The organism is Nitrospirota bacterium (genome assembly GCA_040755395.1).
In the GTDB taxonomy this organism is placed as follows: domain Bacteria; phylum Nitrospirota; class Nitrospiria; order Nitrospirales; family Nitrospiraceae; genus DATLZU01.
This window is the reverse complement of the sequence record JBFMAX010000012.1, coordinates 48,986-71,296: the sequence shown is the minus strand read 5'-3', so window position 1 is coordinate 71,296 and position 22,311 is coordinate 48,986. Positions and strand designations below refer to the sequence as shown.

The following is a 22,311-nucleotide window of genomic DNA, read 5'->3' as shown; positions in this document are numbered from 1 at the left end:
CCTCGACACTCTTTTCGCTACACGCCGGCTGCTTGCTGCAATTCAACTTGCCAGAGCCGCCGATACTCCGCGCCGGCGGGTTTGAGTTCGCTCCTCATGAAAGCGATCGCGCCGACGACCAGGTTCCCGCACGACAGCGGGCGGTCGAACACCCCGCTCTGCGCCAGGACCTTGCCGACCTGCCTCTCCCCGTCCTTGACCCTCGCCAGCGTGACGTGCGGACTGAACGGCTTCGCCTCCGCCGCAAACCCTAGCGGCTCGAGCGCCCGCTCGACCGCCTGATGCAATCGGCGCCACCGACCTACTTCCTCGGATTGCTCGGCCCCGCCGGCGCACCCAATCCAGAAGACCCGCGGCCCGTTCCGATTGGGAAATACCCCGATCCCTCCCACCGGGACGGTAAAACGCGACGTATCGGCCAGCGCGGGGCCGAGCGCGTGTCTGATCCGATCCACGAACGCCTCCTCGATGTCTCCGAGAAATTTGACCGTCACATGAATGGATTCCGGACGGACCCACTGAATGCGCGCGTCGCTCCCGAGTTGTCGGCTGATCCGATCGCGAAGTTCGCGTTGGACCTGCTCGATCGCCGCGCGCAGATGCTCGTCCAACTCCACCGCGAGGAATGCGCGGATCATCGATGATCGGCTCCCAGGCCCAGCAGCCACCGGCGCAGGAGATCCAGCGCGGCCTGCGAAGATCGAAGCTTGATCGCGTCACGGTCCCCGTGAAATCGAAACCCCCTGGTGAGACTGTTTTCCCCTCCCCAATCAAGCCCGACATAGACCAATCCGACCGGCTTCGCCGCCGTGCCGCCGCCCGGACCGGCGATCCCCGTCGCGCTCAACCCCACCGCCGTGCCGCTCCGTTCGCGAACCCCCTTCGCCATGGCTGCCGCGACCGCATCGCTCACCGCGCCGTGCTCGACAATCAGTTCATTCGGCACCCCCAACAACTCCGTTTTGGATCGATTGCTGTAGCTGACGACGACACGGTCCAGATAGGTCGAGGCTCCGGGCACCTGCGTGAGCCGATGGCCGATCAAGCCTCCAGTGCACGATTCGGCGACTGCCAGAGTGAGTTGTTTGTCGGCGAGGAGGCGGCCGACGACGGCTTCCATCGCGTCTTCACCCTCTGCGAAGGCAAATTCACCGAGGCGCCGGCGGATTTCGTGAAACACACGCGTTAGAACATCAACGGCGCGCGCGGGGCTGGTCGATCGCAACCGTTTCGACCCCATCGCAGCGGGAGAGGCGGTCATCGACACCAGCACACCCAGCGGCGAAGCCTGAAGCCCAAGCCGTATGCCGCTGTCTCGAGGAACGACGCCCCTGAGCCTGAGGTCGATTTCCGATTCGGGCAGGCCGAAGGTGTGAAGCACTCGCCGGACGATGGGAGCAGGCTGTTCCCGCCCGCTTCTTCCCGCTATTCGTCTTTGCAACCTGGGCAGCACCTCCGCGGTCGCCATCGCCCGCGCTTCAGCGGGCACGCCGGGCAAGGCCGCCAGGAAGGCGCCCTTCCATTCCAGACAGAAACCGGGCGCCGTCCCCACCGGATTGATCAGCACCTCCGCTCCGGCGGGGATCAGCGCCTGCCGCAACTGCGCGGCAGCGGGCATCCGGCCCCACGCGGCAAGTCGTCGCCTCATGCTCTCCAGCGCTTGAGCGCGTCGGCGCAACGGCCGCCCCGTCACCCGCGCCACCGCTTCCCGCGTCAGGTCATCCTCGGTCGGTCCCAACCCGCCGGTCATCACGACCACGTCCGCGCGGCGCACGGCCGTCCGAATCACGTCGGCGATGTCGGCCTCTTCGTCGCCGACCACGGACTTGAACCGTACTTCGACGCCGAGCAACGCCAGTTGACTCGTCAGGAACAGCGAATTGGTATCCGTCCGTCCCCCGATGAGCAATTCGGAACCGATGGCGAGAATTTCAGCTTTCCACATAGGATTCCGAGGAGGCTGCTCAGTCAATCTGGGCGAAGTCCAGCTCAAACGTGACCTCTCCTCCTCCGGAGGGAAACACCACAAGCTTGGTCTTGGCGCGCGGATCGAGATCGGCATAGGCGAAGGACGCGACGACCTTGGCGCGATACGCAGGCGAGCTCGGCCAAACCGCGGTCCGAGCCGCCCGTCCGTCGAACCGGACATTCAGCGGCTTGATCGTCTTCCCGTTTTGCTCCAGAACCATATAGCTATCCACCGCGAAGTTTGGCCGGTCGCCGAAGAGAATGACGCTGACTAGCAGCGTTTTGGCATTCAGAATCTGAGCAATCTCTTGCTCGGTCGGCGTCGCGGAGCGGAGAGCGAAATGGGTGCCCATCACGACCAACCCGTTGAGCTTGGTCATCAGGAACCCCTTGGGATGCAAGTCATCGGTTGCTCCGAACCACGCATAGAGCTGATCCGGAGGGATGCGCTTCTCCGCAGCGGCCCTGCCTTGTTGCAGGGCGGCTTCGATCTGGACGCGGGTCGGCTGGACTTCGATGGCCTGCGCCTCGAACGGAAGAACAAGTCCCATCACGAGCCCTCCCCATTCGAGACCGCGAAGCCTTCGCCCATGCCGCGACGAGGGAAACCACGCTGTCATGGTCGGAGGCACTAGCAGATTGTTCGAACCTCTGTCAACGAGCCCGCACGGTCCCGGACATGTTGACAAACAAAAGGACGAAGTGCTAAAGACAGTGCCTCTTATCCGATTGAAATATTCCAGAAATTTCATGGAGGACCGTAATGGCCAGCCCTGAACAATCCGCGAAGCGCCAGTACGTGAACTTTGCTTTCTATAAGGTTGATTCTGCCTGGCGGAGACTGCCAGAAGACGAGCGGTCCAGAGGCAAACAAGAGTTTATCCGCGCCGTCGAAGAGTACACCGGAAAGGTCATGGTGCTGGCCTACACCACCGTCGGCATCCGCGGCGATTGCGACTTCATGTTGTGGCGAATCAGCTATGAGTTGGAGCTGTTCCAGGAGATGAGCACCAAGATCCTGGCCAGCGGATTGGGCAAGTATCTGGCGACGCCGTATTCCTATTTGTCGATGACCAAACGGTCGATCTACGTTGATCATCACACGCATGAAAATCAAGAGAGTAAACGGCTCTCGATCATCCCCGGCAAAAGCAAGTACATCTTCGTGTATCCGTTCGTGAAAACCCGCGAGTGGTTCCTGCTCACGAAAGCGGCCCGCCAAGGCATGATGGACGAGCATATCGAAGTCGGCCATCGTTTCCCTTCCGTGAAACTCAACACCACGTATTCCTTCGGGCTTGACGACCAGGAGTGGGTGGTGGCGTTCGAAAGCGACAAACCCGAGGATTTTCTGGATCTCGTGATGGCCCTCCGGGAGACCGAAGGCAGCCGTTACACCTTGCGTGATACGCCGATCTTCACGTGCATTCGAAAGAGTCTCAAAGAAGCTCTGGACACTCTTGGAGGCTGACCGGTCGATCTGTCGTTTCGCGTTGAGCGGCCTTCGGTCTCTCCACCGAAGGCCGCTTGTTTTTGACGCGACACCGCAGACATGCCGCTCATAAACGGACCGCAAATTTCCCGTGCCGCAGTCCCCTCAGCCCGAACATCGATTCCCTTCCGCCCCCGTCCCCGCCGTTTCGCCATCTCTTGCCGCAATCTTGTCGGGGTTGATCCCCGGTCTTGGCCAGGCGCTCCAAGGGAGACCCAAACAGGCCTTGACCATTTTTCTGACCGGCCTCTTGCTTGTCGCCTGCGCCTGGCTGGGCGGACGCCTAGGCGGGTCCGGAGCCGGGGTGTTCTTGTTCATGCTGGTGGCCCTTCCCTGGTGGGCCGCTCAGAGTTACCACGCCTACCTGTCGCGTACGCCGGACCCGCCCGGGTTACTGCAAACCTTTCGGATCGCCTGGGCTAAGGCTCACGATATCCGCTACCTCGGTGGTCTGTTCCTGCTCACGGCCCTGACGGATTTCTACATCATTGTCGCGAACCCGACGTACGCCTTGACCATCTTCTGCATCAAACCGGACGGGCTGATGGGCATTCTGGCCAAAGCCCAATCTCCCACCCTTCATGTCTTGATCGGCTATGGGTTCCTGCGCCTTCGCCGGTGGTCGCTCTTCCTCTACCTTGTCTATGCGGGTTTCGGCCTTCTGAACGCGACCGCCAACTTCGCTTGTTTCGGGTACGGCCGTGTCCGGTTTGTGTTCTTGATCACCCTCGCAGCCTTCACCGCCTATGTGATCTGGCGAAGGGCCTGCTTTTCCTCGCCGGGATCGATGGTCAAGCGCCCGGCACTTTGACACCCGGACCTGCCGTGTGTTATTTGGACACTATCTCCGCGGCCTTTTGCTTCCAGCAACCTGTTTTCCGGACGACGAAACATGGCCGATAACACAGCGTTGTACGCGATCCGCTACCCGGACGGATCGGTCAGCCTGTACGTGGACGAGGAATACGCCCTTGAACGTGGAGTCGATCCCGCCAAGCTGGTCCGGGTGGAGATTCCCAGAGAACTGTTTATCAGCGGAACGGTCCAGCAGATCCGAGAATATGTCGCCGTGTATCTGGAATCGCATCAGAGCGGCTCCGCCTGAAACCGGAGCAGGCGCCCGGAGATATCTTCTTCCATGGCATCCGTGATTACCGCCGAAGATGTCCAAGCCGTCATCGACGCCCTGCCGATCCAGGGACGCATCATGATGCGTCTGCTTTTTCTCCAATACTTCGACGTCACTCAGGAAGACATCGAATACATGGCGGCGGACCGACCGGATCCCCGTCGCCAGACCGGTACCAAGGCTCCTCCTCATGTCCTGATGTCCCGCGAGGCGATCGAGTCGGTCACGGACCGCGTCGCCCAATATCGCCGCCAGGTTCGGTTGCGGCGGGAACGGACATGGCTGCAAGTGGAGTGTCTCCGCAAATTGTGCGCGCTCTGTGAATCGCAGGCTGATCGGGCCGAGCATCTGTTGACGTCGAAATTCGGGCTCAGTCCGACGGCGGTGAAGGAAGTCCGGCAGCAGGCTCGTACCGCGCTTCCCAAGCCGGCTATCCGAGCGCTCGAGCAGAAATGGGAGAACGAGGAAATCTCGGAAACGGGTTATCAGAAAGAACGGCTGATCATCGAATGTCAGACCCAGGTGAGACTGGCGGAACGACATCGAAAACGCCTTGACCTGTCGCAACGGGAATACGTCACCGCCAATCACACTCCACTGCAGGATCACGAAATCGCCCACATCTGGGGCATTCCAGCCAGCAGCCTGGCTGGTCGAAAGGTGAAGTACTTGCATCAGTACCTGCAGGCCTTGCAGGCTCGGTTGCAAACCTCCACCTCCCCGCTTCAGCAGGCGGGATCGCCTCCGCTGGATATTTGGAAAGAGACCTTGACGGCGTTGTCCCGGCGCCCCGTCGAGCGGTCGGTAGCCGTGTACGACGGCTTGGAGAGAACGGAGTCGGCCTTGCTGGAAAAATTGGCGGCTTTCGCCTGGGGAACCCTGCCTGAGGAGGTAGAAGGAAGGTTTTGGCTTTCCCTGGTGCATGGAGCCAGCTCCAACGCCGTTCACTCGGAACCGACCCGCTCGCTTTTCGGGTTGCAACGCCTGGCTGCGATTCTCTCGGATATCGACATGTCTCCGGAAGCGCTCGAACAGGAACTTCTCACGCGAACCGCGCCGAAGCCCAAAGTGGCCATCGAGCAACTCGAAGCTCCCACCGAGCAGACGCCTCTTGAACTGGGTGAAATGGGGCAACACGTGTTGAAAAGTCTCATGGGAGAGGAGCGGAGCTAACCGCCCCGAACAGCCTTTATCATCACAAATCCAAAGCCGGCCGAACGCAAAGTCGCTTTCGTCTCCGAACCATGCGGGATTCTGAAGAAACAAGATCCGGACAAGCTCGGTTTTGCCATTTTGAAATTTTTCGGCTCATTCCTGTATAATTCGCTCATGCAGAATGCGGGACGGGCGGTTCGGACACTGAGCGGGACTCTCCGGCTGTTCCTTCCCGTTCCGGTTTTCCTCCTCTTCTTCGTTTCTGTATCTCAACCTACCACGCTGCGTGCGGCGAACGTCCTGGACATCGCCGAACTTCTCTCCCATCCTGACCAATATGACCACCAGGTGGTCACCGTCGCCGGCAAGGTGACAAACGTTCAACTCGCGACGAACAGGCAAGGCCAGCCGGCTTACGGTTTCCTGCTCCAGGACCATGCCGGCACGTTGAAAGTGATCGGACTCGGCAAAGCTGAGGTACGAGAAGGCGATCTGGTGATCGTCGAAGGCATATTCAGTCGCCTGCGCCAGGCCGGACGAGCCATCGTGTACAACGAGATCAAGGCCACCGCGATCATGCCGATGAACAGACTGAATCCGGACTTGATCGGATAAACCCTTCCTGGCTCCTTATTTTCTTCACCGCGCGCCCATACGCATTGATTTCCACACATCGTAAAGTTCGACCGTTCACTCGTGCCGACGACACGGTGTACGCCCCTTGACGCCGTCGAACCCGCATTGGTACAACCACTACCCGTGGCGGACTTATAAACCGCCTCTCGCTTCTCTCCTCCCCTAACAAAACTCCACAAACTCCAAGAGATTCGCAGCCTCCAGCGCGCGTTCCCGTTTCGTACCATCCGATCTGTTCCGCCCAAACCGACCAGTTCCGGCCTCTTGGTGAACATATGGTGAATAGTTCAAAGGACATATAACGAACAGGGTGCGCCCAAAGTGCTGCAGGGCTCTAGCGGCATTGCGCACGGGCTCATGGTCTTCAGCCGCGGGAGACGCGTAGGCGTTGCCCAAGTTGTTGTGAAGGTCAGCGCGTTTCTTGGGACCGGCCGCCCGTGGCAGGGCGCGTATCGCCCGATGAAAACAGCGGATCGCTTTGCAGATGTTGGCAATTCGATCGCCGGATTTCAGCTCGCGGTAGGCGGCCCCCAGATTCTACAATGTCGCGGCATGGCGTGCGCCGTCTTTCTGCCGAGTCCGGATCGGCAGCGCTTGTTCGTAGTGTGTGATGGCCCGCTCCCATTTCTCCGGGAATTGCCTCTCCGGAACCTTGCTCCAGGCATTGCCGAGGTTGTACTGCTCGCCGGCCCACGCAGCCGGCTTCCCTTGGGCCTTGGACAGCTCGGCAGCTTTCTCGGCACGGTCACTGTCTAGCAAGAGCCACGCTTTCGAAAGGAAGGGAGATGACCGATTGAGGTCCGCCTTGGCGGACACGGCTTCTCTCTCCGGTCATGTCGTTAGCCCACATGGGTCACCCACGAGCAGAGACCACCACCGTCGTGGTAACCTCTCCGTGCAACAGCAGGAACCGGCGCTGCCGGGTGCCTGAACGATCGTGACAGCGTCATCCCCCACACCGGTACATCTTGAGCTTCCCCGCTGCGGCGGCCTGCTCCAGATCCTCGATCGTCCTGCCGGTCAGAACTGAGGTCGTCCATTTCTCGGTGATCTCGACGCCTGACTGGGCGCGCTCGTCACGTTGTTTCATGAGCAACCACTGGCGCGGACGACCCTTCATCCGGACCAAGGTGAATCGGCCCTGAAGCCTTCTTCCATGCAAACAGAAGTCCAATTTCCCGGACTTGAGCATTCCTGAAGCGGTCGCGGCCCTACCCTCCTCGGTCAGCTCGAACCAGCCCGTATCCCAAACCAGCACCGGCCCGGCCCCGTAGTGACCTTCCTCGATGACGCCTTCAAAATCCGCGTATCCGACGGCATGGTCCTCGACCTCCACGGCCAGCCGCTTGACGGTCGGATCCATGGACGGTCCTTTTGGAATCGCCCATGACTTGAGCACACCGCCAATCTCGAGGCGAAAATCGTAATGTAAATGAGAGGCCCGGTGTTTCTGCACATTGAATATCGGGCGCTTGTTCCCAGGCATGGACGCCTCCAAGAAGCGAGTAGCAGTAGATCACATACCAAGGGAGTCTTCAGAATGCTGAGATTTGGTGGAGAGAAGAAGGTGTCCAGTATGGAGATCTGGGTATCCTCGGCCTGGACACATGTTGCCGATTGCTACAGTCATTGATACAGGTGATCGATCTCCCTTTCTTCACCGACGGAGACCTCGCACCGGATTCGATGTGACCGCGGACCCAGCGCAAGATGTCCTGGAGGACTAACGCGCCGGACTGCCGCGCCACCTCACGTCTCCCCTGGAAGAGCATCAGCGTCGGGATGTCCGTGATGCCGAACCGGTCCGCCAGTGCGTCAGACTCGGCCTCCGGTGATCCAGTGAGAGTCCGCCTAAGCTCCTCCCGGGCGTGGCGGGGCGCATGGCGGTCCAGACCCCTTCGTCGCCCGCTCGGCGAATTCGGCCAAGACCTTCTGCTCCCACGCGTCCGGCATCCCGAGCAAGGGATTGCGCACCCGCGTCGCCACGCGGGTCACGCGCCAGCCATGCTCACAAGATAGCCTGCCGGCGATACCCGGGGCGAGTTCGGCGCAGACCTTGATCGCCTCCGCCGTCCCTTTTTTGCTCATTTCCCTCGTCATCCCCTCGCCCAACTCCTTCAGGAACAGACCGGCCACTTCCTCGGCAGCCCGTTCACGATCGGCCACCCCAGCGAAAACGATGTTTGCAACCCCTCCAACCGGCTCCAGGGTCAGGGACCTATCGAAAGGGCCCGATCCCTTGCATCGTCTTTCAATGTTTATGCTCTTCCCCGCCGGGACGTTCGGTTTCGGGCCCATCTCCGCCATGGTCTCCGCGTGCCCCGCTGCAGCCCATCGTGCCCATGCCGCGCTGCATTCCACCCATGCCACCACGATGTTGTCCCTCGCCCCTGCCTTCCCTCATCATCCGTTCACGATGGGCACGATCTTTTTCCCGCTGTTCCGGCGTCAACATCGCCATGGCATCACGCTCGGCCTTGATTGCGGCAAGCAGGAGGGCCCCTTCTGCTTTCTCGAGTTGGTCAACCTTCGCTTGAACTGCGGAGAGGTCGGCCTGCTCCTCCTCCTCCTCCTCCAAGAGCGCATGCAACTCAAGTGTGGCGATCTTGATGTCTGCCTCCTTTCTCGCTCGGCTTCGATTGAGGTCGAGCTGCATGGCTTTGACCTTGCCGATCTGTTCCGGTGTCAGGCCGATCTCTTTGGCATGCTTCTGCAGATGCGTCAGGTAGTCAGCGCTGTGCTCCTCCGGTTCGCCCTGATCGTGGCCGCCATGCATCTGGCCGCGCATCGTGACCCCGTGGTCATCAGCCGCAAGATCGGCCGGAGGCGCCGCGGCGAACAGCCATGCCGCCGCGCCACACACACCAGCCCATTGCCGAATCGTCATGATCCTCTCCCCTCACTTCCCGATCGCTTTGAGCACTTCCTGCGCGACAGCGACTTCCGGCTGCGCACCCAGGACGCTGTGCGTCTCATTGATAATCGTGTTTGGCACCCCCTGCACGTTGTATTTGACCGCGAGATGCGGGAACTCGGTGGTCTCGACCATGTCTGCGGTGATATGGTCCGACGCCATCGCAAACCGGTGGGCGGTCCTCACGGCCACGGGGCAATACGGACAGGTCAGCGTCACCATCACCTGCATGTGCACAGGCCGGTCCACTTTGGCCAGCAGTGAGAGCACCTCCGGCCCGAGTCACGGATCGCGCCGTCCCACCTGCCTGATCGCTTCGATCAGCGAGGCAACTCATAGCCGCCCGGCACACCGTAAAGACGAATCCCATAATCGCGATTACCCATCACGATCGTGGCCGGAATCTTATCAACGCGATACTGCAGCGCCAACGCTGCTTCAGCGACGAAATCATGGACCTCCACGGCGAGGCGTTTCGAAAGCGCGCCCACTTCGGCGAGTAAGTCGTGCACGAGCCGGCAGGACTCGCATTCGACCTCTTGCGTGAACATCACGAGCTTCACCTCGTGCGCCAATTCATCAAAGGTCTTCCGGAGCGCGTGCTTGTCCTTGTCCTTGTCCTTGTCCTTGTCCTTGAGCAGTCCCATGAGCCCTCCTCACCCTCAATCCCACACGACTCATCTTCATGGTTGTCCTACGAGATACTCATAGGCGGACAGCGCGGCTTTCGCTCCTTTCCCTGCGGAAATGAGAATCTGCTTGTGCGGCACGGTCGTCACGTCGCCGGCCGCGAACAGGCCTGGCACATTGGTGCGGCAGTGGCAATCCACAATCATTTCACCGACCTCATTCAACTTGGCGAGCCAGCGGACCGGCTCCGAATTCGGGAGCAATTTGATCTCCACAAAAATGCCGTCGGCTGGGATGGTCGTCTCCTGATTCGTCTCCCGGTCGCGGATGTGCACCCCCGTGACCGACTGCACTCCGTCGATCCTGGTCACGGCATGATGGTCGAGGAGCCTCACATGAGGCTGCACGCGCACCTGGCGCTGCAGGATTTCATCGGCTTGCCAGCCCTTCGCAAAGTTGACGAGGGTTACTTCCTTGGCCGCCTTCAGCAAATCCACCGCCGCGGTGAACGCCGAATTGGCCCCGCCAGCCACCACCACCCGTTTGTCCTTGAAAAACGGCGCGTCGCAGGTGGCGCAATAGGCGACGCCTTTCCCCACCAACTCCTTTTCGCCGGGGACCTTGAGCGTGCGCTCGCGTTTGCCCGTCGCAAGAATCACCGCTCGCGCCTGAAATGCCGTACCGCTTTCGAGCGCCACGGTTGAAGACGCCGTCTTGTTTGGTCACGGCTTCGATTGTCTCGCCCTGGCCGATCGGCACCTGGAAATGGCGGACGTGCTGCTGAAACCGTTCGACCAGTTCCCTGCCTGTCACCATTTGAAATCCGAGGTAGTTGTCGATCTCGGAAGTCTCCATCATCTGGCCGCCGAAATCCTTGGTCAGGAGCGCCGTTTTGACCATCTTACGCGCGGCATAGAGCGCAGCCGCCATGGCCGTCGGCCCGCCGCCCAGGATCAACAGGTCATAAGTCGCAGACGGGTCAGGCTTCGTGGCGTCTTCGATGGGTGACCAATCGAACAGAGGCTTCCGAATTCCATCGGACCTCCTACTTGCGTGTGGTTATGTCCGTGTCGTCGGCGGTCATCCCACTTTGACTTCAATCGCCTTCGGTTTCGCCTTCTCAGACTTCGGCAGGTGGACCTTCAACACCCCGTCCTTATATTCGGCATTCACTTTGGTTCCATCCGCATCCTCAGGTAAGGTGAAACTTCGCTCGAAGCAACCATAAGCGCGCTCGATCCGATGGTACTTCTTGCCTTTCTCCTCTTTCTCCTGCTTGCGCTCTCCCGAAATGGACAGGACATCGTCCTGGACGGTAATCTTGATGTCCTCCTTTTTCATCATCCGGCAGTTCGGCCTTGATGACATACTCCTTGTCGTCCTCCGTGATGTCCACGAGCGGCGACCATTCCGCCACCGTCAGAGCTTCCTCCTCGCCTTCCCGGCGGCGCAGCGGCCTCCCGAACCACGCCGACAGCCGTCGCTCCATGTCTTCCAGTTCCTTGAACGGATCCCACCCTCGCCGCAACCGGAAAGGTTCCCACCGTGTCAAGTCTGCCATGACCATCCCTCCTTGTTATGGTTAGAGTTGTTGTGATGTGTATGACAACTCCCTTTTCTGCACGGGTCTCATCCGTCCGCGAGCTGACAGTCTGATCCTCAAGAGTGCGTTGAAAATGTCCCCTCCCCACCTCACCCTCCCCTCTCCCCCTGAGCGGAGGGAGAGAATCAGAATGAGTGAGCCTCAGATAAGGCCGTTTCATCATCCATAGGTGAGCCATCGCTCATATTCTTTCGTGGTACCAATGACTTCTGAGGGGAGCGGCATAAGCCCCTGCACTCAGCGTTTTCGGGACCGTATGTAGGCTAGGAGATCAGCCATTTGTTGGTCGTCGAACGCTTCACCGAAGGCGCTCATGGCCGTGCCGGGCACCCCCTCAATGATCACTTTGCGCAGTTGCCCGTCCTTCTTGGATTGCGTCTTCTTGGCCGTGAGATCGGCCGGCGGCGGTGTGAGATACTGAGCCATCTCGCTCTTCCCGTCGCCGAGCGGCCCGTGACAATGTTGGCAACTTTCCATGTAGATTGGCTTCCCGGCTTCGGGCCTGCCCTTGGATGCCCCCGCCCAAAGGACAGACCCGCTTCCCGCTGCCACGGTCGGGATCGCCATACCGATCGAAACAGACAGGCTCAGCAGCCCCTTTCGAATCATCTCGTCTCCTCCCCCTAGATAAGGCCGGAGCGTCATGGCTCCCAGCGGAAGCGAGCGGTTCACCCGCTCATAAGCTCATCGCTCTTACCTGACTCCGAGCCGGTACAGATCATGGCAGGTCGTGCAGCACGCCGTCATGCTGGAGAGCCGCTGCAGGATTTGTTCTGGGGTTTCTTTCAGCACGATCGCGTCGGCCAGCGCGTCCATGTCTTGGTGGATCGACATGCCCATCTGCTTGAAGGCCAGCGGCAGCTTGGCCATGATCGCCGGACTCGTGTCGGCCGCCATGATCTTTCCGGCTGCGCGCGCCGCCTGTTCTGCGGCCTTCACGTCAGCGCCTGACCTGCTCAATCCTGTCACCACGCTATGGCCCGCTTTCAGGAGTTGCCGCATCTCGGCCAGAATCTGCTCCCGCTCGGCCGGTGCCAGGAGAATCTCAGTGCGCCCGTCCGAGCTGGACACGGTCCACCCCTTGATGAAGAACCAGCCCAGCGCCGCCACGGTCACGACCCACAACACCAATGCCGTCACTCCAATCGCGCGTGCTGTCATCGATCTTCCCGCCCTCCGGCCAGCCATCACTGAGCTGATTCCGGCCGTTCACAGCATCCTCCCTCGCGCGGACCTATCCCCTTACGTGGTCCCCTGTGACCCTTTCCTTCCCGTGGCCCCATGGGCCTTCCGCGTCCATAGTCCCCCGCGAAGCTGCGCTCGTACGAAATGATCGACCAGATCTCCTCATCCGTGAGTACGCCGCCAAACGGAATCATCGCCGTCCCTGCAATGCCGTGCTTGATCGACCAGAAAATCTCGCCTTCCGTCCGATGACGCCAGAATCCGTGATGGTGGAAATTGCGGGGGGACGGATCGAGCCCCGCCGCAGCCGGACCGTTGCCCATGCCATCCTTACCGTGACAGTTGACGCAGGTCCCCTTCCCTTCGTAAAGCGCTTTGCCGTTCTCCACCACTTCCGTCGAGTCCGGGAGCGGGCTCTTCAGCGCTCGCGCTTCCGCCAGTTCATCCGGAAACACCCTTGGCTGCATCATGGATCGCTCGGCCGCCTGCACGGACCCCGCGACCAAGAGGAGACCGCCGGCTACGAGCCGAAGTACACGTGACACGGGCTACTCCTTGACGATCACGCCGCAGGCGATGCGCGGCCCGCCCGGCGCGTCTTTCGTCGGAGGATCGGGCAGGTATTTGTTCTCGAATTCATGGATGATGAAGGCGCTGCCGTCCTTATCGAACACCGTGTTCAATCCGGGGGACAGCGTCACCCGGCTCGTAATCGTGTACAGCGTGCCTTTGCGATCCTCGTTCACCATCAGATTCGGCAAGTCGCCGAGATGGTAGGGATGGTTGCCGAGGCCGGGGCTCACGTTGGCTTCCGGGTTCACCTGTGGAGCAACATTTCCGTCATAGTGACCCTTCGCTGCCGAAAACGGCTCACAATTCCCGGTCTCGTGGATATGGATTGCGTGCCTGCCGGGAATGAGCTTACTGTCCGGCGTTCCCTCCATCTTGAGCTTGATCCGCACCCTTCCCTCGTACTCTTCGTACAGCTTGGCTTCGCCCGTAATGCCCGGCCCTGCGATCGTTGCCTTGGCACGCAACGTCGTGTCATGCTTGCCTGTGTAATATCGGGCACAGCCAGCCAGCGCGAGGATCATAATCAGGCCCATAGCGCCCCGAATAGATAGGCGAATCATCTGAGCCGCCTTTTTATCGCTCATAAGCCATCTCCTTGCTCGTCGCGGAGCCGGGCCCGCTGACCGTCAGGAAACCCGGCATGCGCCAACCTGCCTCCGGCGCGATCGCCGCCGTCGGTAACACAGCGAGCAATTGCTGAGCCATGCAGGCACAATGTCGGACATGGTACTCGCCGTGTCACCACGTGGAGCTCCGCCCGGCCGAGGCGTACTCGCGCAGCACCTTGCGAATCGTTGGTAGCGATAATTTGTCCGGGGATTAGACCAGTTATTCGGACCAAGCTAAGATGGTCCGACTATGGAAAACCCGGGTTATTGGCGGCATGGACGCTGTCGAGAAACAGGCTTCCAGAAATCAACACAGATTTCGCGACATCCTGTCAAGTGTCCTCGATGCGGTACGCGGCGGAGTGATAAGCTGGCTGATGGTCGTCGGTGCTGCAAAGTATGTCGCCACCGATCTACGCCCCGGCTTCGCAAGGCCCGGCTGCAAGCGAAGACGGTCAAGGAGATCGTACGCCTGTTCTGGCTGATGGTTCCGGCCGAGCGGGTTGCTCGTGACCTGGGGGTCAACCGCAAGACGGTGCAACGCTACTACAGGCGTCTGAGGGAAGCCATTGCGGTGGAGAGCGAGCGCCATCTGGACCAACTCGGTGGCGAAATCGAGGTCGATGAGTCGTACGTTGGCGGCGTCCGTAAAGGCAAACGGGGGCGCGGCGCAGGCGGCAAAATCCCTGTATTTGACCTGCTCAAGCGCGCTGGTGAAGTCCGCGTGGTCTTTCCCGAGCGACTGGACACGTCCACGCTGTTTGGCGCCATCAAGACCCACGTGAAACCGCAGTCTTGGGTGTACTCAGACAGCTTCAGGGCCTATGACCGGCTCGATGTGGAAGGGTTTCACCACGTGCGCATCAGCCATGAATCGACGTTTGGTGGCGGCAAAATCCATATCAACGGGATCGAGAACTTCTGGGGTTTTGCCAAACGACGGCTCAAGTTGTATCACGGTGGATTCAAGCGCAACTTCCGGCTGTTCATGCGCGAGATGGAGTTTCGATTCAATCACCGCCATGATCCTGATCCCGTAAACTACCTGTACAAACTGCTAAACTTTGGTCCGAATTAGTGGTCTAATCCCTTTAAATTTGTGACAGGTCGTGACGAAACCGCCGAGACGCCGCGTTCAAAACCGATGCTCTCCTCCAAGTGACACGATGTTGTCGTGAAAAGACCTCGTCACCACGTTGGAACTTCGCTGCGTCCGTTGATAGCTCACAGACACCCCGGTAGCGGGTGTAATCTGATATCGAAACTCCACCAGACCCTGGTGGGTCGTATCGAACCGTCCCAGATGGATATCGCCGGCAATGGAGCTGGTGAAAGTTTTTCGGAGATGCAGGTACGCCAGGTTGAGCGCCAGGCGCTCGATCGGACGGAATTCCGCGCCAACCGAGAGCACGTGGAGGTAATACGAGACATCGTCCTGAACCTGTGGCTCCTCACGCCCATCGGCCAGCCCGCGCTCGTAGAGATAACCCACCGTGGCCGTGACCCAGGGAACCGGTGTGTAGGCAACCTGCGGGCCTATCGCAAAGAATTGGGTATCGCGCTCCGCAAATGGCTCGTTGTACAACCGAATGCCGTAACGACCGATTGCGCTCAGTCGCCATGAGTCTGCGACTTCTCGGTCCACTTCGAATCGCCACCGATGGGTCGTCACCCGCTCCTCTCGCATCAGTCGCTGACCAGTCCGACGCTCGAAATTCGGACCAAGGAACAGATTGGGAAGGTAACGGTACCGGAAAAGGATTGAGGTGTCGGATCCCAGCCACTGTCTTGTCTGAATGCGGTAGTCGCCGTGGTTGAAGATCGCCTTATCGGTGTACAGGAACCCATGCCCTTTGACTGAAACCTCGTTCCGTCCAAGCCAGGTGGAGAAAGCCCTGGTCACCTCGACTGACGGTTCCCAAATCACGTCTTCCGGCTTGTCGAGGGGGACGACCGTCGGCTGCGAAGGATCTTCGGCCAGCGCCAGCCGGCGAGCAGCCGAGAACTGAAAGACATCAGTCGTGTAACTCACCTTCGCACCGACGACGGAAGACCACGCTCCCTCGGCCTGCACAAGGGCGGGGACAGCAAGCAAAGCGGTGAGACCGATCAGGAGCTGGCATGCCCGCGCGCCCATGTCTCACGGGTCACGGTTGACCGAACGATCGCACATAGAGCAGCACGTGCCAGGCTTCATCTTCGGTCAGCACGAGCGGGATGAACGACGCCATATCCGTTCCCGGACTTCCATTCCGGAGAATCCAGAACAGTTCGCCGTCCGTCCTCGCCTTCTGCCAGGCCTTGTCGGTGAAGTTCCGCGGCAACTTCCCGCGCAGGCCCTCGACATCAGTCAACCCTTTGCCATCGCGTCCGTGGCAAGTGACACAAAACGCTTTACCGTGATACAGCGCCCTGCCCTTCTCTATATTCTCCGGGGTCATGGGGAACGGGTTGGTCACCGCACGGGCCGCCTCCAGTTGATCAGGAGGCACACGGGCCTTCAGTACCTCCGCGTCGGCGCTCCAGGCTGGGGAAGCCCATGGCAGCGCGAGGATGACGACAAAAGAAAGGAGAACGGAAAGCCCCTTTCCTCCAGACGGGGCCGAGTGTCGAATGGATTGATCCATACAGATTCCTTGCACGACCGTCTCCCTTCTATGTTGAGCCCCCTCCCCGACCCTCCCCCGCGCAGAGGGAGGGTCGGACGAGGCGTTCTCCACTCACCAGTCGATATGCGCTACCGTGAGATCAGTGCTCAGTGTATCCGGTGAACTTGTGCCCAAGGGACTGCGGAAAGGTCACCGTGCCATCGGGGAACTCCTGGCCTTGTTGCCACAGATGATAAATAACACCGTCCGTCTTGGATGCGGCCTCGGCGACTTTGGCCGCTTGGTCGGACGGCATGTCCAGCACTTGCACCCGACCAGTGGCGATCTCGACCTTGTGATCATGGAAATGGCGGTGCCATTGAACCGGTGGGAGTTTCCTGGACAGGTCTTTGGCCACAAAGTATTCAACCGCAACAAGTTTGGCCTTGGGATCCGTGGACTCGAACAGCAGACATTGGAGAATCTTGTCGGAAATGCCCTTGCAGTAATGGTGGAACGGCCCGCCCGGAGTGCCATCATGCATCATGTGCGGCGCCTGGACATGAATATCAAATCCATCGACCGGCGATTTCGGTTCGGCACTACCTTGCACTGGGGTGAGCCCAATGCTTCCAACTACACTGAGGATTGCGGCAACGAATACGTATTTCCTCATTATGGCCTCCTTGGTTAAGGTTAACGGTGAACAGGATAGGGCGGTGGAATCCCTCTCTCGCGGAACTCGACCGCATGGCATACCGCCTTAGAGCACCAAGCCGCAAAAAGGATTCACACGGTTCATTTCGGCAACTTGCATTTCGAACTTGATCGGCTCGCCGATGAGCGCTTTGAGGCAGGCCACTAACTCCACCTTCTCCTCCTTGGTGAGGCCGAGCGGCTTCAGGAACGGACTCAGATTCGGATTCTGACCGCCTCCCTGATCGAGGAAGTCCACGACCTCTTCCAGCGTCTTGAACCCACCATCATGCATGTAGGGCACCGTCTCGGCGATGCTGCGCAATGCCAGGGTTTTGAATGCCCCTTTGCCTTTCTCATGCCGCGTGACGTAGTAGCGGCCAAGGTCTTCCTTCTGAGGCCCGGCCTGCGGGACCCCGAGATTGTGGAACCGGTTGGCTGAGTTTCTTCACGACGTTCTCGCGCGTCTCGGCCATTTCCACCCGATTCTGGATCGGTCCGATCGCCTGCCCTTCCAGCGAGCCGGCGCGGCCGTCCGAGAACTGGAACGGAAGAAATCCCGTGTTGTAGACGGTCGGTGCTTGCCGGCCGCCGACGCCACCCCCCACGCCGATCGAGGTTTGGCGCGGATCGGCAAAGCCCGTCCCAGGATTGTGGCAGAAGGCACAGGAGACTGCGCCGTTCTTGGAGAGCCGTCCATCGAAGTAGAGCTGCCTGTCCAGGTCCACCTTGGCCTTGTATTTGAGGTTCGTGGCCGGGACCGGCACCGCTGTCGGCAGCGGACCAATCTCAGGCACGGTGACCCCGTCGATTGTCACTGATCCAATCGTCTCTCCCACTGCTGCTGGCGCCGCCACCTGCAACGTGGCTGTCAACAACCCGATACTCGCAAGACCTCTTAAGACAAGCCTACCTCCTCTCATCCATCATCGTTCTCCTTTGTCCCCATGCATGACACGCTCTCCTTGACCGCCCATGGTGGTCCAAGATCACTCTTCTCGGGGTCCGCCTCATACTCCCCGGATTTCCGGTGGCAGTCTTTCTACTCTTCGACGCCCAACTTCCGCAAAAAGGCCATCATGGGACACCAGCCGGTGAATGCCGACTGCAGCAGGTTCACCGCCACGAAGGCCGCGAAATAGTTCCAGTACGGATGGACCGTCGCGCCGAGGACCAGTGCGAGCAGCACGAACGCGCCGGCGATCAAGCGTAGCCATTCATTGAGGTTGAGAGACAGAGCCTGCGTCTTGCCTTTCCCGGACTCGACCGCAGCGGTCGCATAGCAAGCCGTTTCACGTTGGGTTCTCATGGTTCTCACTCCTTTCCCATTTCTCGTTCTTAAGCGGTCACAGCTGAAGGGGATGGCTCCTGGCCTGCCTTGGATGCACCACACTCCTGTGCTAGCGGCTTCGACGAGTATTCGCTTACTTAGCAGGCATGCTCGTCTTGACCAAAGCCGATCGGACATACCGCAAGCCGCCTGTGACCGGCGACGTCGACTCGGCAGATCCCAGCGCCGCCATCAACATCCCCACAGCCAAGCGGGCGTGGCCGTGCACTTCCGCGACGTTCGCGCCCTTGATCGATCGCTTGGCATGCTCCGTCGCTTCTTCCAGATAGGCCATCGTATGCGACAAGGCTTCCTTGACCTCGGGACTGATCTGGTCATTCGCCAGCGCATCCTGGGCAGCTTTCAGGTAGGTTACTGCTCCATGCCCATCACCCGGATTTTCGACCTTGGCTTTGAAATCCGGCCCTTGCTCGCCTTGCAGCACATTGATGACCTGCTGCATGTGCATGCGGGTCCATCCCGAACCGACTTTGTGCGGAGCCAGCGACTGCTCCGCTAGCTTCAGGGCGATCGTCAACTGCGTTTCTGCCTGCTCGATCAGCTTGTCGTCCTTCGCGCCTGCGGCAGCCGTTGCCGGCATGGCCAGCCATGCGGCCGCAGATATCATCAAGGCGCCGACTCCCAGCATTCCGATTGCCCTCCGATCTATCTTCATGATGGATGCTCCTTGGTTTGTTCTAGGATCCTGTCTGCGGCTCCTCCCACACGTTCCGCCTCACGTCGCAATCTTCTTCCGCCTCCCCCAGGTTTTTGCCCAGGCTTCATATCCCCCAACAAGGTCGATCACGTCGGCCATCCCCTCTCGGGCCAGCAGACTCGTAGCGATGGAAGACCGATATCCACTTTGGCAACTGACCACGATCGGCCGGCTCTGGTGTAACTCCGAGGCGCGAGCCCGAAGCTGAGTGAGGGGAATCTTCACACTGCCCTCGATATGTCCCGCCTGCCATTCACCCTCGGTGCGCACGTCCAGCACGAGGAGCGGCTGGCGGCTCATGAGTAGTTCCGCAAGCGCCCCGCCGGTGACCCGTTTCGTCTGTCCGATCAGCTCCGGCCTGTTTGTCAGCGCGCTCATCCCTCCCGCCAGATACCCCAGCACACGGTCGTATCCGATTCGGCCGAGCCGTATGGCCGCTTCTTGCTCCCGCCCCGGTCGGCGATGAGGACAATCGGTGTCGACTTGTCCAGCAGGCTGCCGGCCCACGTGCGGCCCGCGTGGCGAACCTTCCGCCCAGCGCGATATTCAGGCTGCTGCAAAGATGCGCCCCGGCGAAGTCGGCCGGCTCGCGGACATCCAAAAGCTGCACGCCGTTCCGCTGTGCCTCCAGGACCACCTCCACGCTGAGCGGCTTGAGCGCCGCCACCGCCTGCTCCAGGATTGGGTAAGCCAGCCGATTGAACTCTGCCGCATGGCGGAAGTACTGCGGCGCTTCGGGCTGGTTCGTGGTCACCAGTTTGACGAAGGCGGCTTTGTTCATGGGCTGCAGTGCATAGTTGTGCCGGCGTTGCGTTCCGATCGTGGAGACTCGCTTTTCGCTGAGATTCCTGCCGCACATCGAGCCAGCTCCGTGGGAGGGATAGACCAGCGTGTCATCGGGAAGGGCGAGCAGCTTCGTGTGGAGTGAGTCGTACAGCCATCCGGCCAGCTCATCGGCAGAGACGCCCTGCGAGACCATCAAATCGGGCCGGCCGACGTCCCCGATGAACAGGGTGTCGCCGGTGAAGACCGCGTAAGGTTTCCTGTCGTCCCTGGCCAAGTCGTAGAGGAGGATGGAGATCGCCTCGAGCGTATGCCCGGGGGTCTCCAGAACGTGGAAACGGACTTGCCCGAACTCCACGACATCCCCATCCTCCACCGGGAAGAACGCGTACTCCGCCTGCGCCTTGGCGCCGAGGTAGATCTCGGCGCCGGTCCGTTCCCGGAGCTCCAGGTGCCCGGCGAGAAAATCGGCATGAAAGTGGGTGAGAAAGACGTAACGAATATGGAGTCCTATCGCTTCTGCATCGTTCACATAGTGGTCAATATCGCGCTGCGGATCGATCACCGCTGCCAGTTTCGTGGCTTCATCACCGATCAAATAGGACGCGTGAGCCAAACAGTCGAGGTAATAGGGTTTAAAGATTATGAAGTCGCTCCTTTCTGCCATCCACTTCCAACTTTTCAGAGTGATGTCGCACGAAGAAGGATTCAGCAACAAGAATGCCAAAAGCAGGCTCACAACGACTGACACACAGACGTTGTTGTCACGTTATGACTTTTTCGGACTCAGGCACTCCTGAGCGTTGGAAGCAGTCGCCCGCTGTTAACTCCAGAATGTTAACGTGTTAACTTAACGGATTAACGTCGGAAGGATTCGGTGGGAATGCCCAGGCGGCGAAGTTTCTTCCAGAGGGTCACACGGCTGTAACCGAGGAGTCTGGCCGCCTTGAGACGACTGCCGTTCGCCTGATTCAGGGCTTTGAGGATCCGAGCCCGCTCGGCTTCGTTCGGCTCAGGTCGGGCCCGTGAATCCTTCACGGGCGTGGACGGTTCAGCGGGTTGCCGGATCTCCGGCGGGAAATCAAGCAGGGTCAGGCGATCGCCTCCGACCGTCACGAACGCGTACTCGATGGCATGTTTGAGTTCGCGCACGTTGCCGGGCCAGCAATACTGCACGAGGGCCTTGAGCGCATCACGCGCGATTCCCTTGACGGCCTTGCCGTAGTCCCGCGCGCATTCAGTCATGAAATGATCCACCAGGAGCGGGATATCCTCACGACGCTCGCGCAGGGGTGGCAGCCTGATTTCAAAGACGCGAATCCGATAGTAGAAATCTTCCCGCATCGCCCCGGACCGGATTAATTGCTTTAGATCCCGATTCGTGGCCGCGACCAACCGGACATCCACCTTGATCGGACGTTCCTCGCCGACCCGCCGGACCTCCCGCTCCTGCAGCACCCGGAGGAGCTTGAGCTGGAGCAGCGGGCTCGTGTCGCCGACTTCGTCGAGGAAGAGGGTTCCGCCGTTCGCCGCTTGGAACATGCCCAGCTTGTCCTTGGTCGCGCCCGTAAACGCGCCCTTCACATGGCCGAACAACTCGCTTTCCAAGAGCGTCTCCGGGATGGCCGAGCAATTGATCGCCAGGAACGGTCCGGCCTTGCGGCCGCTGAGTGAATGAATGGCTCCGGCCACGAGTTCCTTGCCAGTCCCGGACTCACCAGTGACGAGCACCGGAACCTCGCTCTCCGCGGCCAACCGAACACGGCGAAACACTTCCTGCATGGCCGAGCTTTTCCCCACCAGCCGCTCGAACGTCTGGCGACTCCGGGCATGCTTTTCAAGCAGAGAAATCCGTTCATTGTTCAGCACGAACGAGGTGAGGTCGCTGAACGTCCCGATGGCACCGACCACGGTCCCTTCCTCATCGGTCAGCAGGCGCACGTTCCCATGCAGGTAGAGTTCCTGTCCGCTTCGGCTGAGGATCTTACATTCCTGGTGACAAATGCCGGCAGGGGCTGAGGACGGATTGCTGAGCAGGTCGGTGACAGTGGAGAACCCCTTGCAGCTCGGTCCCTCCAGAACGTGCGCCGGCTGACCGACCAGCTCCTCGCTGCGATACCCGGTAATCCGCTCGGCGCCAGCACTCCAGGCCACGATGTTCCCCTTCGCATCGACTGTAAAGACACCGTCCGCCATGGCATCAACCATCGTCGCGAGAATACTCGGATTCTTGCGGAAATCCAGTTCCATCAGATGCTCACAGCCACCGTCGGTTTCCTCGGCGGGATATCATACTACGGATC

At 60.1% G+C, this 22,311-nt stretch carries 31 protein-coding genes and 2 pseudogenes; 7 read left to right on the top strand and 26 right to left on the bottom strand.

Annotation, left to right across the window (positions count from 1 at the left end; all coding sequences use genetic code 11):
- Positions 1 to 17: 17 nt before the first annotated feature.
- From thpR to AB1555_15760, 3 genes are read right to left on the bottom strand one after another with little or no spacing between them, the layout of a single operon-like run.
- Positions 18 to 638: an RNA 2',3'-cyclic phosphodiesterase gene (gene thpR, locus AB1555_15770; GenBank protein ID MEW6248150.1), complete on the bottom strand. Its 621-nt coding sequence runs from the start codon at positions 636 to 638 to the stop codon at positions 18 to 20.
- Positions 635 to 1,945 carry a competence/damage-inducible protein A gene (locus AB1555_15765; protein MEW6248149.1) on the bottom strand — a complete coding sequence of 437 codons (1,311 nt, stop codon included), beginning with the start codon at positions 1,943 to 1,945 and terminating at the stop codon, positions 635 to 637. The genes thpR and AB1555_15765 overlap by 4 nt, the downstream gene beginning before the upstream one ends.
- Before the next feature lie 19 nt (positions 1,946 to 1,964).
- A complete protein-coding gene (locus AB1555_15760; protein ID MEW6248148.1) occupies positions 1,965 to 2,519 on the bottom strand; it encodes a hypothetical protein in 555 nt (184 codons plus the stop codon).
- A gap of 212 nt (positions 2,520 to 2,731) precedes the next feature.
- On the opposite strand from AB1555_15760, the gene AB1555_15755 reads away from it, so the two are divergent.
- The 5 genes from AB1555_15755 (at position 2,732) to AB1555_15735 (ending at position 6,359) form a co-directional block, all read left to right on the top strand.
- The gene (locus AB1555_15755) at positions 2,732 to 3,439 is read left to right on the top strand and encodes a chlorite dismutase family protein (protein MEW6248147.1); all 708 of its coding nucleotides are present in this window, start codon (positions 2,732 to 2,734) and stop codon (positions 3,437 to 3,439) included.
- A 247-nt stretch (positions 3,440 to 3,686) separates the two neighbouring features.
- Positions 3,687 to 4,271 carry a hypothetical protein gene (locus AB1555_15750; GenBank protein ID MEW6248146.1) on the top strand — a complete coding sequence of 195 codons (585 nt, stop codon included), beginning with the start codon at positions 3,687 to 3,689 and terminating at the stop codon, positions 4,269 to 4,271.
- Between the two features lie 81 nt (positions 4,272 to 4,352).
- Entirely contained in the window at positions 4,353 to 4,565 is a 213-nt protein-coding gene (locus AB1555_15745) for a hypothetical protein (GenBank protein MEW6248145.1), read from the top strand.
- Positions 4,566 to 4,598: 33 nt separating this feature from the next.
- Positions 4,599 to 5,762: a hypothetical protein gene (locus AB1555_15740; protein ID MEW6248144.1), complete on the top strand. Its 1,164-nt coding sequence runs from the start codon at positions 4,599 to 4,601 to the stop codon at positions 5,760 to 5,762.
- A 156-nt stretch (positions 5,763 to 5,918) separates the two neighbouring features.
- The gene (locus tag AB1555_15735) at positions 5,919 to 6,359 is read left to right on the top strand and encodes a hypothetical protein (GenBank protein ID MEW6248143.1); all 441 of its coding nucleotides are present in this window, start codon (positions 5,919 to 5,921) and stop codon (positions 6,357 to 6,359) included.
- Between the two features lie 558 nt (positions 6,360 to 6,917).
- Here the strand turns inward: AB1555_15735 and AB1555_15730 are convergent.
- From AB1555_15730 to AB1555_15695, 8 genes and pseudogenes are all read right to left on the bottom strand, one after another.
- Positions 6,918 to 7,196: a hypothetical protein gene (locus AB1555_15730; GenBank protein MEW6248142.1), complete on the bottom strand. Its 279-nt coding sequence runs from the start codon at positions 7,194 to 7,196 to the stop codon at positions 6,918 to 6,920.
- A gap of 130 nt (positions 7,197 to 7,326) precedes the next feature.
- Positions 7,327 to 7,866 (bottom strand): DNA polymerase ligase N-terminal domain-containing protein, encoded by a 540-nt coding sequence (locus AB1555_15725; protein MEW6248141.1) that lies wholly within the window; start codon positions 7,864 to 7,866, stop codon positions 7,327 to 7,329.
- Positions 7,867 to 8,080: 214 nt separating this feature from the next.
- A pseudogene (locus AB1555_15720) lies at positions 8,081 to 8,215 on the bottom strand (thioredoxin family protein).
- 16 nt (positions 8,216 to 8,231) lie between these two features.
- Complete coding sequence (locus AB1555_15715; GenBank protein ID MEW6248140.1) at positions 8,232 to 8,546, bottom strand: DUF3365 domain-containing protein; 315 nt, start codon at positions 8,544 to 8,546, stop codon at positions 8,232 to 8,234.
- A gap of 85 nt (positions 8,547 to 8,631) precedes the next feature.
- Complete coding sequence (locus AB1555_15710) at positions 8,632 to 9,168, bottom strand: hypothetical protein (protein MEW6248139.1); 537 nt, start codon at positions 9,166 to 9,168, stop codon at positions 8,632 to 8,634.
- Positions 9,169 to 9,279: 111 nt separating this feature from the next.
- A complete protein-coding gene (locus AB1555_15705) occupies positions 9,280 to 9,564 on the bottom strand; it encodes a thioredoxin family protein (protein ID MEW6248138.1) in 285 nt (94 codons plus the stop codon).
- 50 nt (positions 9,565 to 9,614) lie between these two features.
- Positions 9,615 to 9,941 carry a hypothetical protein gene (locus AB1555_15700; GenBank protein ID MEW6248137.1) on the bottom strand — a complete coding sequence of 109 codons (327 nt, stop codon included), beginning with the start codon at positions 9,939 to 9,941 and terminating at the stop codon, positions 9,615 to 9,617.
- A 36-nt stretch (positions 9,942 to 9,977) separates the two neighbouring features.
- Complete coding sequence (locus tag AB1555_15695; protein ID MEW6248136.1) at positions 9,978 to 10,622, bottom strand: FAD-dependent oxidoreductase; 645 nt, start codon at positions 10,620 to 10,622, stop codon at positions 9,978 to 9,980.
- Positions 10,623 to 10,638: 16 nt separating this feature from the next.
- Between AB1555_15695 and AB1555_15690 the strand changes: the two genes are divergently transcribed.
- Positions 10,639 to 10,932, top strand: coding sequence for a hypothetical protein (locus AB1555_15690; protein ID MEW6248135.1), 294 nt, complete (start codon positions 10,639 to 10,641; stop codon positions 10,930 to 10,932).
- A 72-nt stretch (positions 10,933 to 11,004) separates the two neighbouring features.
- Here the strand turns inward: AB1555_15690 and AB1555_15685 are convergent.
- The 5 genes and pseudogenes from AB1555_15685 to AB1555_15665 all read right to left on the bottom strand — a co-directional run bounded on the left by AB1555_15685 (position 11,005) and on the right by AB1555_15665 (position 13,869).
- Positions 11,005 to 11,485 (bottom strand): annotated as a pseudogene (locus AB1555_15685) (Hsp20/alpha crystallin family protein).
- Positions 11,486 to 11,764: 279 nt separating this feature from the next.
- Positions 11,765 to 12,136 (bottom strand): cytochrome c, encoded by a 372-nt coding sequence (locus AB1555_15680; protein ID MEW6248134.1) that lies wholly within the window; start codon positions 12,134 to 12,136, stop codon positions 11,765 to 11,767.
- 84 nt (positions 12,137 to 12,220) lie between these two features.
- On the bottom strand, positions 12,221 to 12,688 hold the full coding sequence (locus AB1555_15675) for a hypothetical protein (protein MEW6248133.1): 468 nt from the start codon (positions 12,686 to 12,688) through the stop codon (positions 12,221 to 12,223).
- 26 nt (positions 12,689 to 12,714) lie between these two features.
- A complete protein-coding gene (locus tag AB1555_15670; protein MEW6248132.1) occupies positions 12,715 to 13,257 on the bottom strand; it encodes a c-type cytochrome in 543 nt (180 codons plus the stop codon).
- A gap of 3 nt (positions 13,258 to 13,260) precedes the next feature.
- Positions 13,261 to 13,869 carry a superoxide dismutase family protein gene (locus AB1555_15665; GenBank protein ID MEW6248131.1) on the bottom strand — a complete coding sequence of 203 codons (609 nt, stop codon included), beginning with the start codon at positions 13,867 to 13,869 and terminating at the stop codon, positions 13,261 to 13,263.
- 274 nt (positions 13,870 to 14,143) lie between these two features.
- Between AB1555_15665 and AB1555_15660 the strand changes: the two genes are divergently transcribed.
- On the top strand, positions 14,144 to 14,971 hold the full coding sequence (locus AB1555_15660) for an IS1595 family transposase (GenBank protein ID MEW6248130.1): 828 nt from the start codon (positions 14,144 to 14,146) through the stop codon (positions 14,969 to 14,971).
- Between the two features lie 57 nt (positions 14,972 to 15,028).
- On the opposite strand, the gene AB1555_15655 is transcribed toward AB1555_15660, so the two are convergent.
- The 10 genes from AB1555_15655 to AB1555_15610 form a co-directional block, all read right to left on the bottom strand.
- Entirely contained in the window at positions 15,029 to 16,030 is a 1,002-nt protein-coding gene (locus AB1555_15655; protein MEW6248129.1) for a hypothetical protein, read from the bottom strand.
- Positions 16,031 to 16,040: 10 nt separating this feature from the next.
- Entirely contained in the window at positions 16,041 to 16,520 is a 480-nt protein-coding gene (locus AB1555_15650; protein MEW6248128.1) for a c-type cytochrome, read from the bottom strand.
- A gap of 121 nt (positions 16,521 to 16,641) precedes the next feature.
- Positions 16,642 to 17,157: a DUF1264 domain-containing protein gene (locus AB1555_15645; protein MEW6248127.1), complete on the bottom strand. Its 516-nt coding sequence runs from the start codon at positions 17,155 to 17,157 to the stop codon at positions 16,642 to 16,644.
- A gap of 87 nt (positions 17,158 to 17,244) precedes the next feature.
- Positions 17,245 to 17,472 carry a hypothetical protein gene (locus AB1555_15640; GenBank protein ID MEW6248126.1) on the bottom strand — a complete coding sequence of 76 codons (228 nt, stop codon included), beginning with the start codon at positions 17,470 to 17,472 and terminating at the stop codon, positions 17,245 to 17,247.
- Positions 17,473 to 17,533: 61 nt separating this feature from the next.
- Positions 17,534 to 17,995: a cytochrome-c peroxidase gene (locus AB1555_15635; protein MEW6248125.1), complete on the bottom strand. Its 462-nt coding sequence runs from the start codon at positions 17,993 to 17,995 to the stop codon at positions 17,534 to 17,536.
- Positions 17,996 to 18,219: 224 nt separating this feature from the next.
- Entirely contained in the window at positions 18,220 to 18,486 is a 267-nt protein-coding gene (locus tag AB1555_15630) for a DUF2892 domain-containing protein (GenBank protein ID MEW6248124.1), read from the bottom strand.
- Positions 18,487 to 18,601: 115 nt separating this feature from the next.
- Positions 18,602 to 19,183 (bottom strand): hypothetical protein, encoded by a 582-nt coding sequence (locus AB1555_15625; GenBank protein MEW6248123.1) that lies wholly within the window; start codon positions 19,181 to 19,183, stop codon positions 18,602 to 18,604.
- A gap of 60 nt (positions 19,184 to 19,243) precedes the next feature.
- The gene (locus AB1555_15620; protein MEW6248122.1) at positions 19,244 to 19,525 is read right to left on the bottom strand and encodes a rhodanese-like domain-containing protein; all 282 of its coding nucleotides are present in this window, start codon (positions 19,523 to 19,525) and stop codon (positions 19,244 to 19,246) included.
- A complete protein-coding gene (locus AB1555_15615; protein ID MEW6248121.1) occupies positions 19,479 to 20,675 on the bottom strand; it encodes an MBL fold metallo-hydrolase in 1,197 nt (398 codons plus the stop codon). Before AB1555_15615 ends, AB1555_15620 begins: the two co-directional genes overlap by 47 nt.
- Before the next feature lie 191 nt (positions 20,676 to 20,866).
- On the bottom strand, positions 20,867 to 22,258 hold the full coding sequence (locus AB1555_15610) for a sigma 54-interacting transcriptional regulator (protein MEW6248120.1): 1,392 nt from the start codon (positions 22,256 to 22,258) through the stop codon (positions 20,867 to 20,869).
- Positions 22,259 to 22,311: the final 53 nt, after the last annotated feature.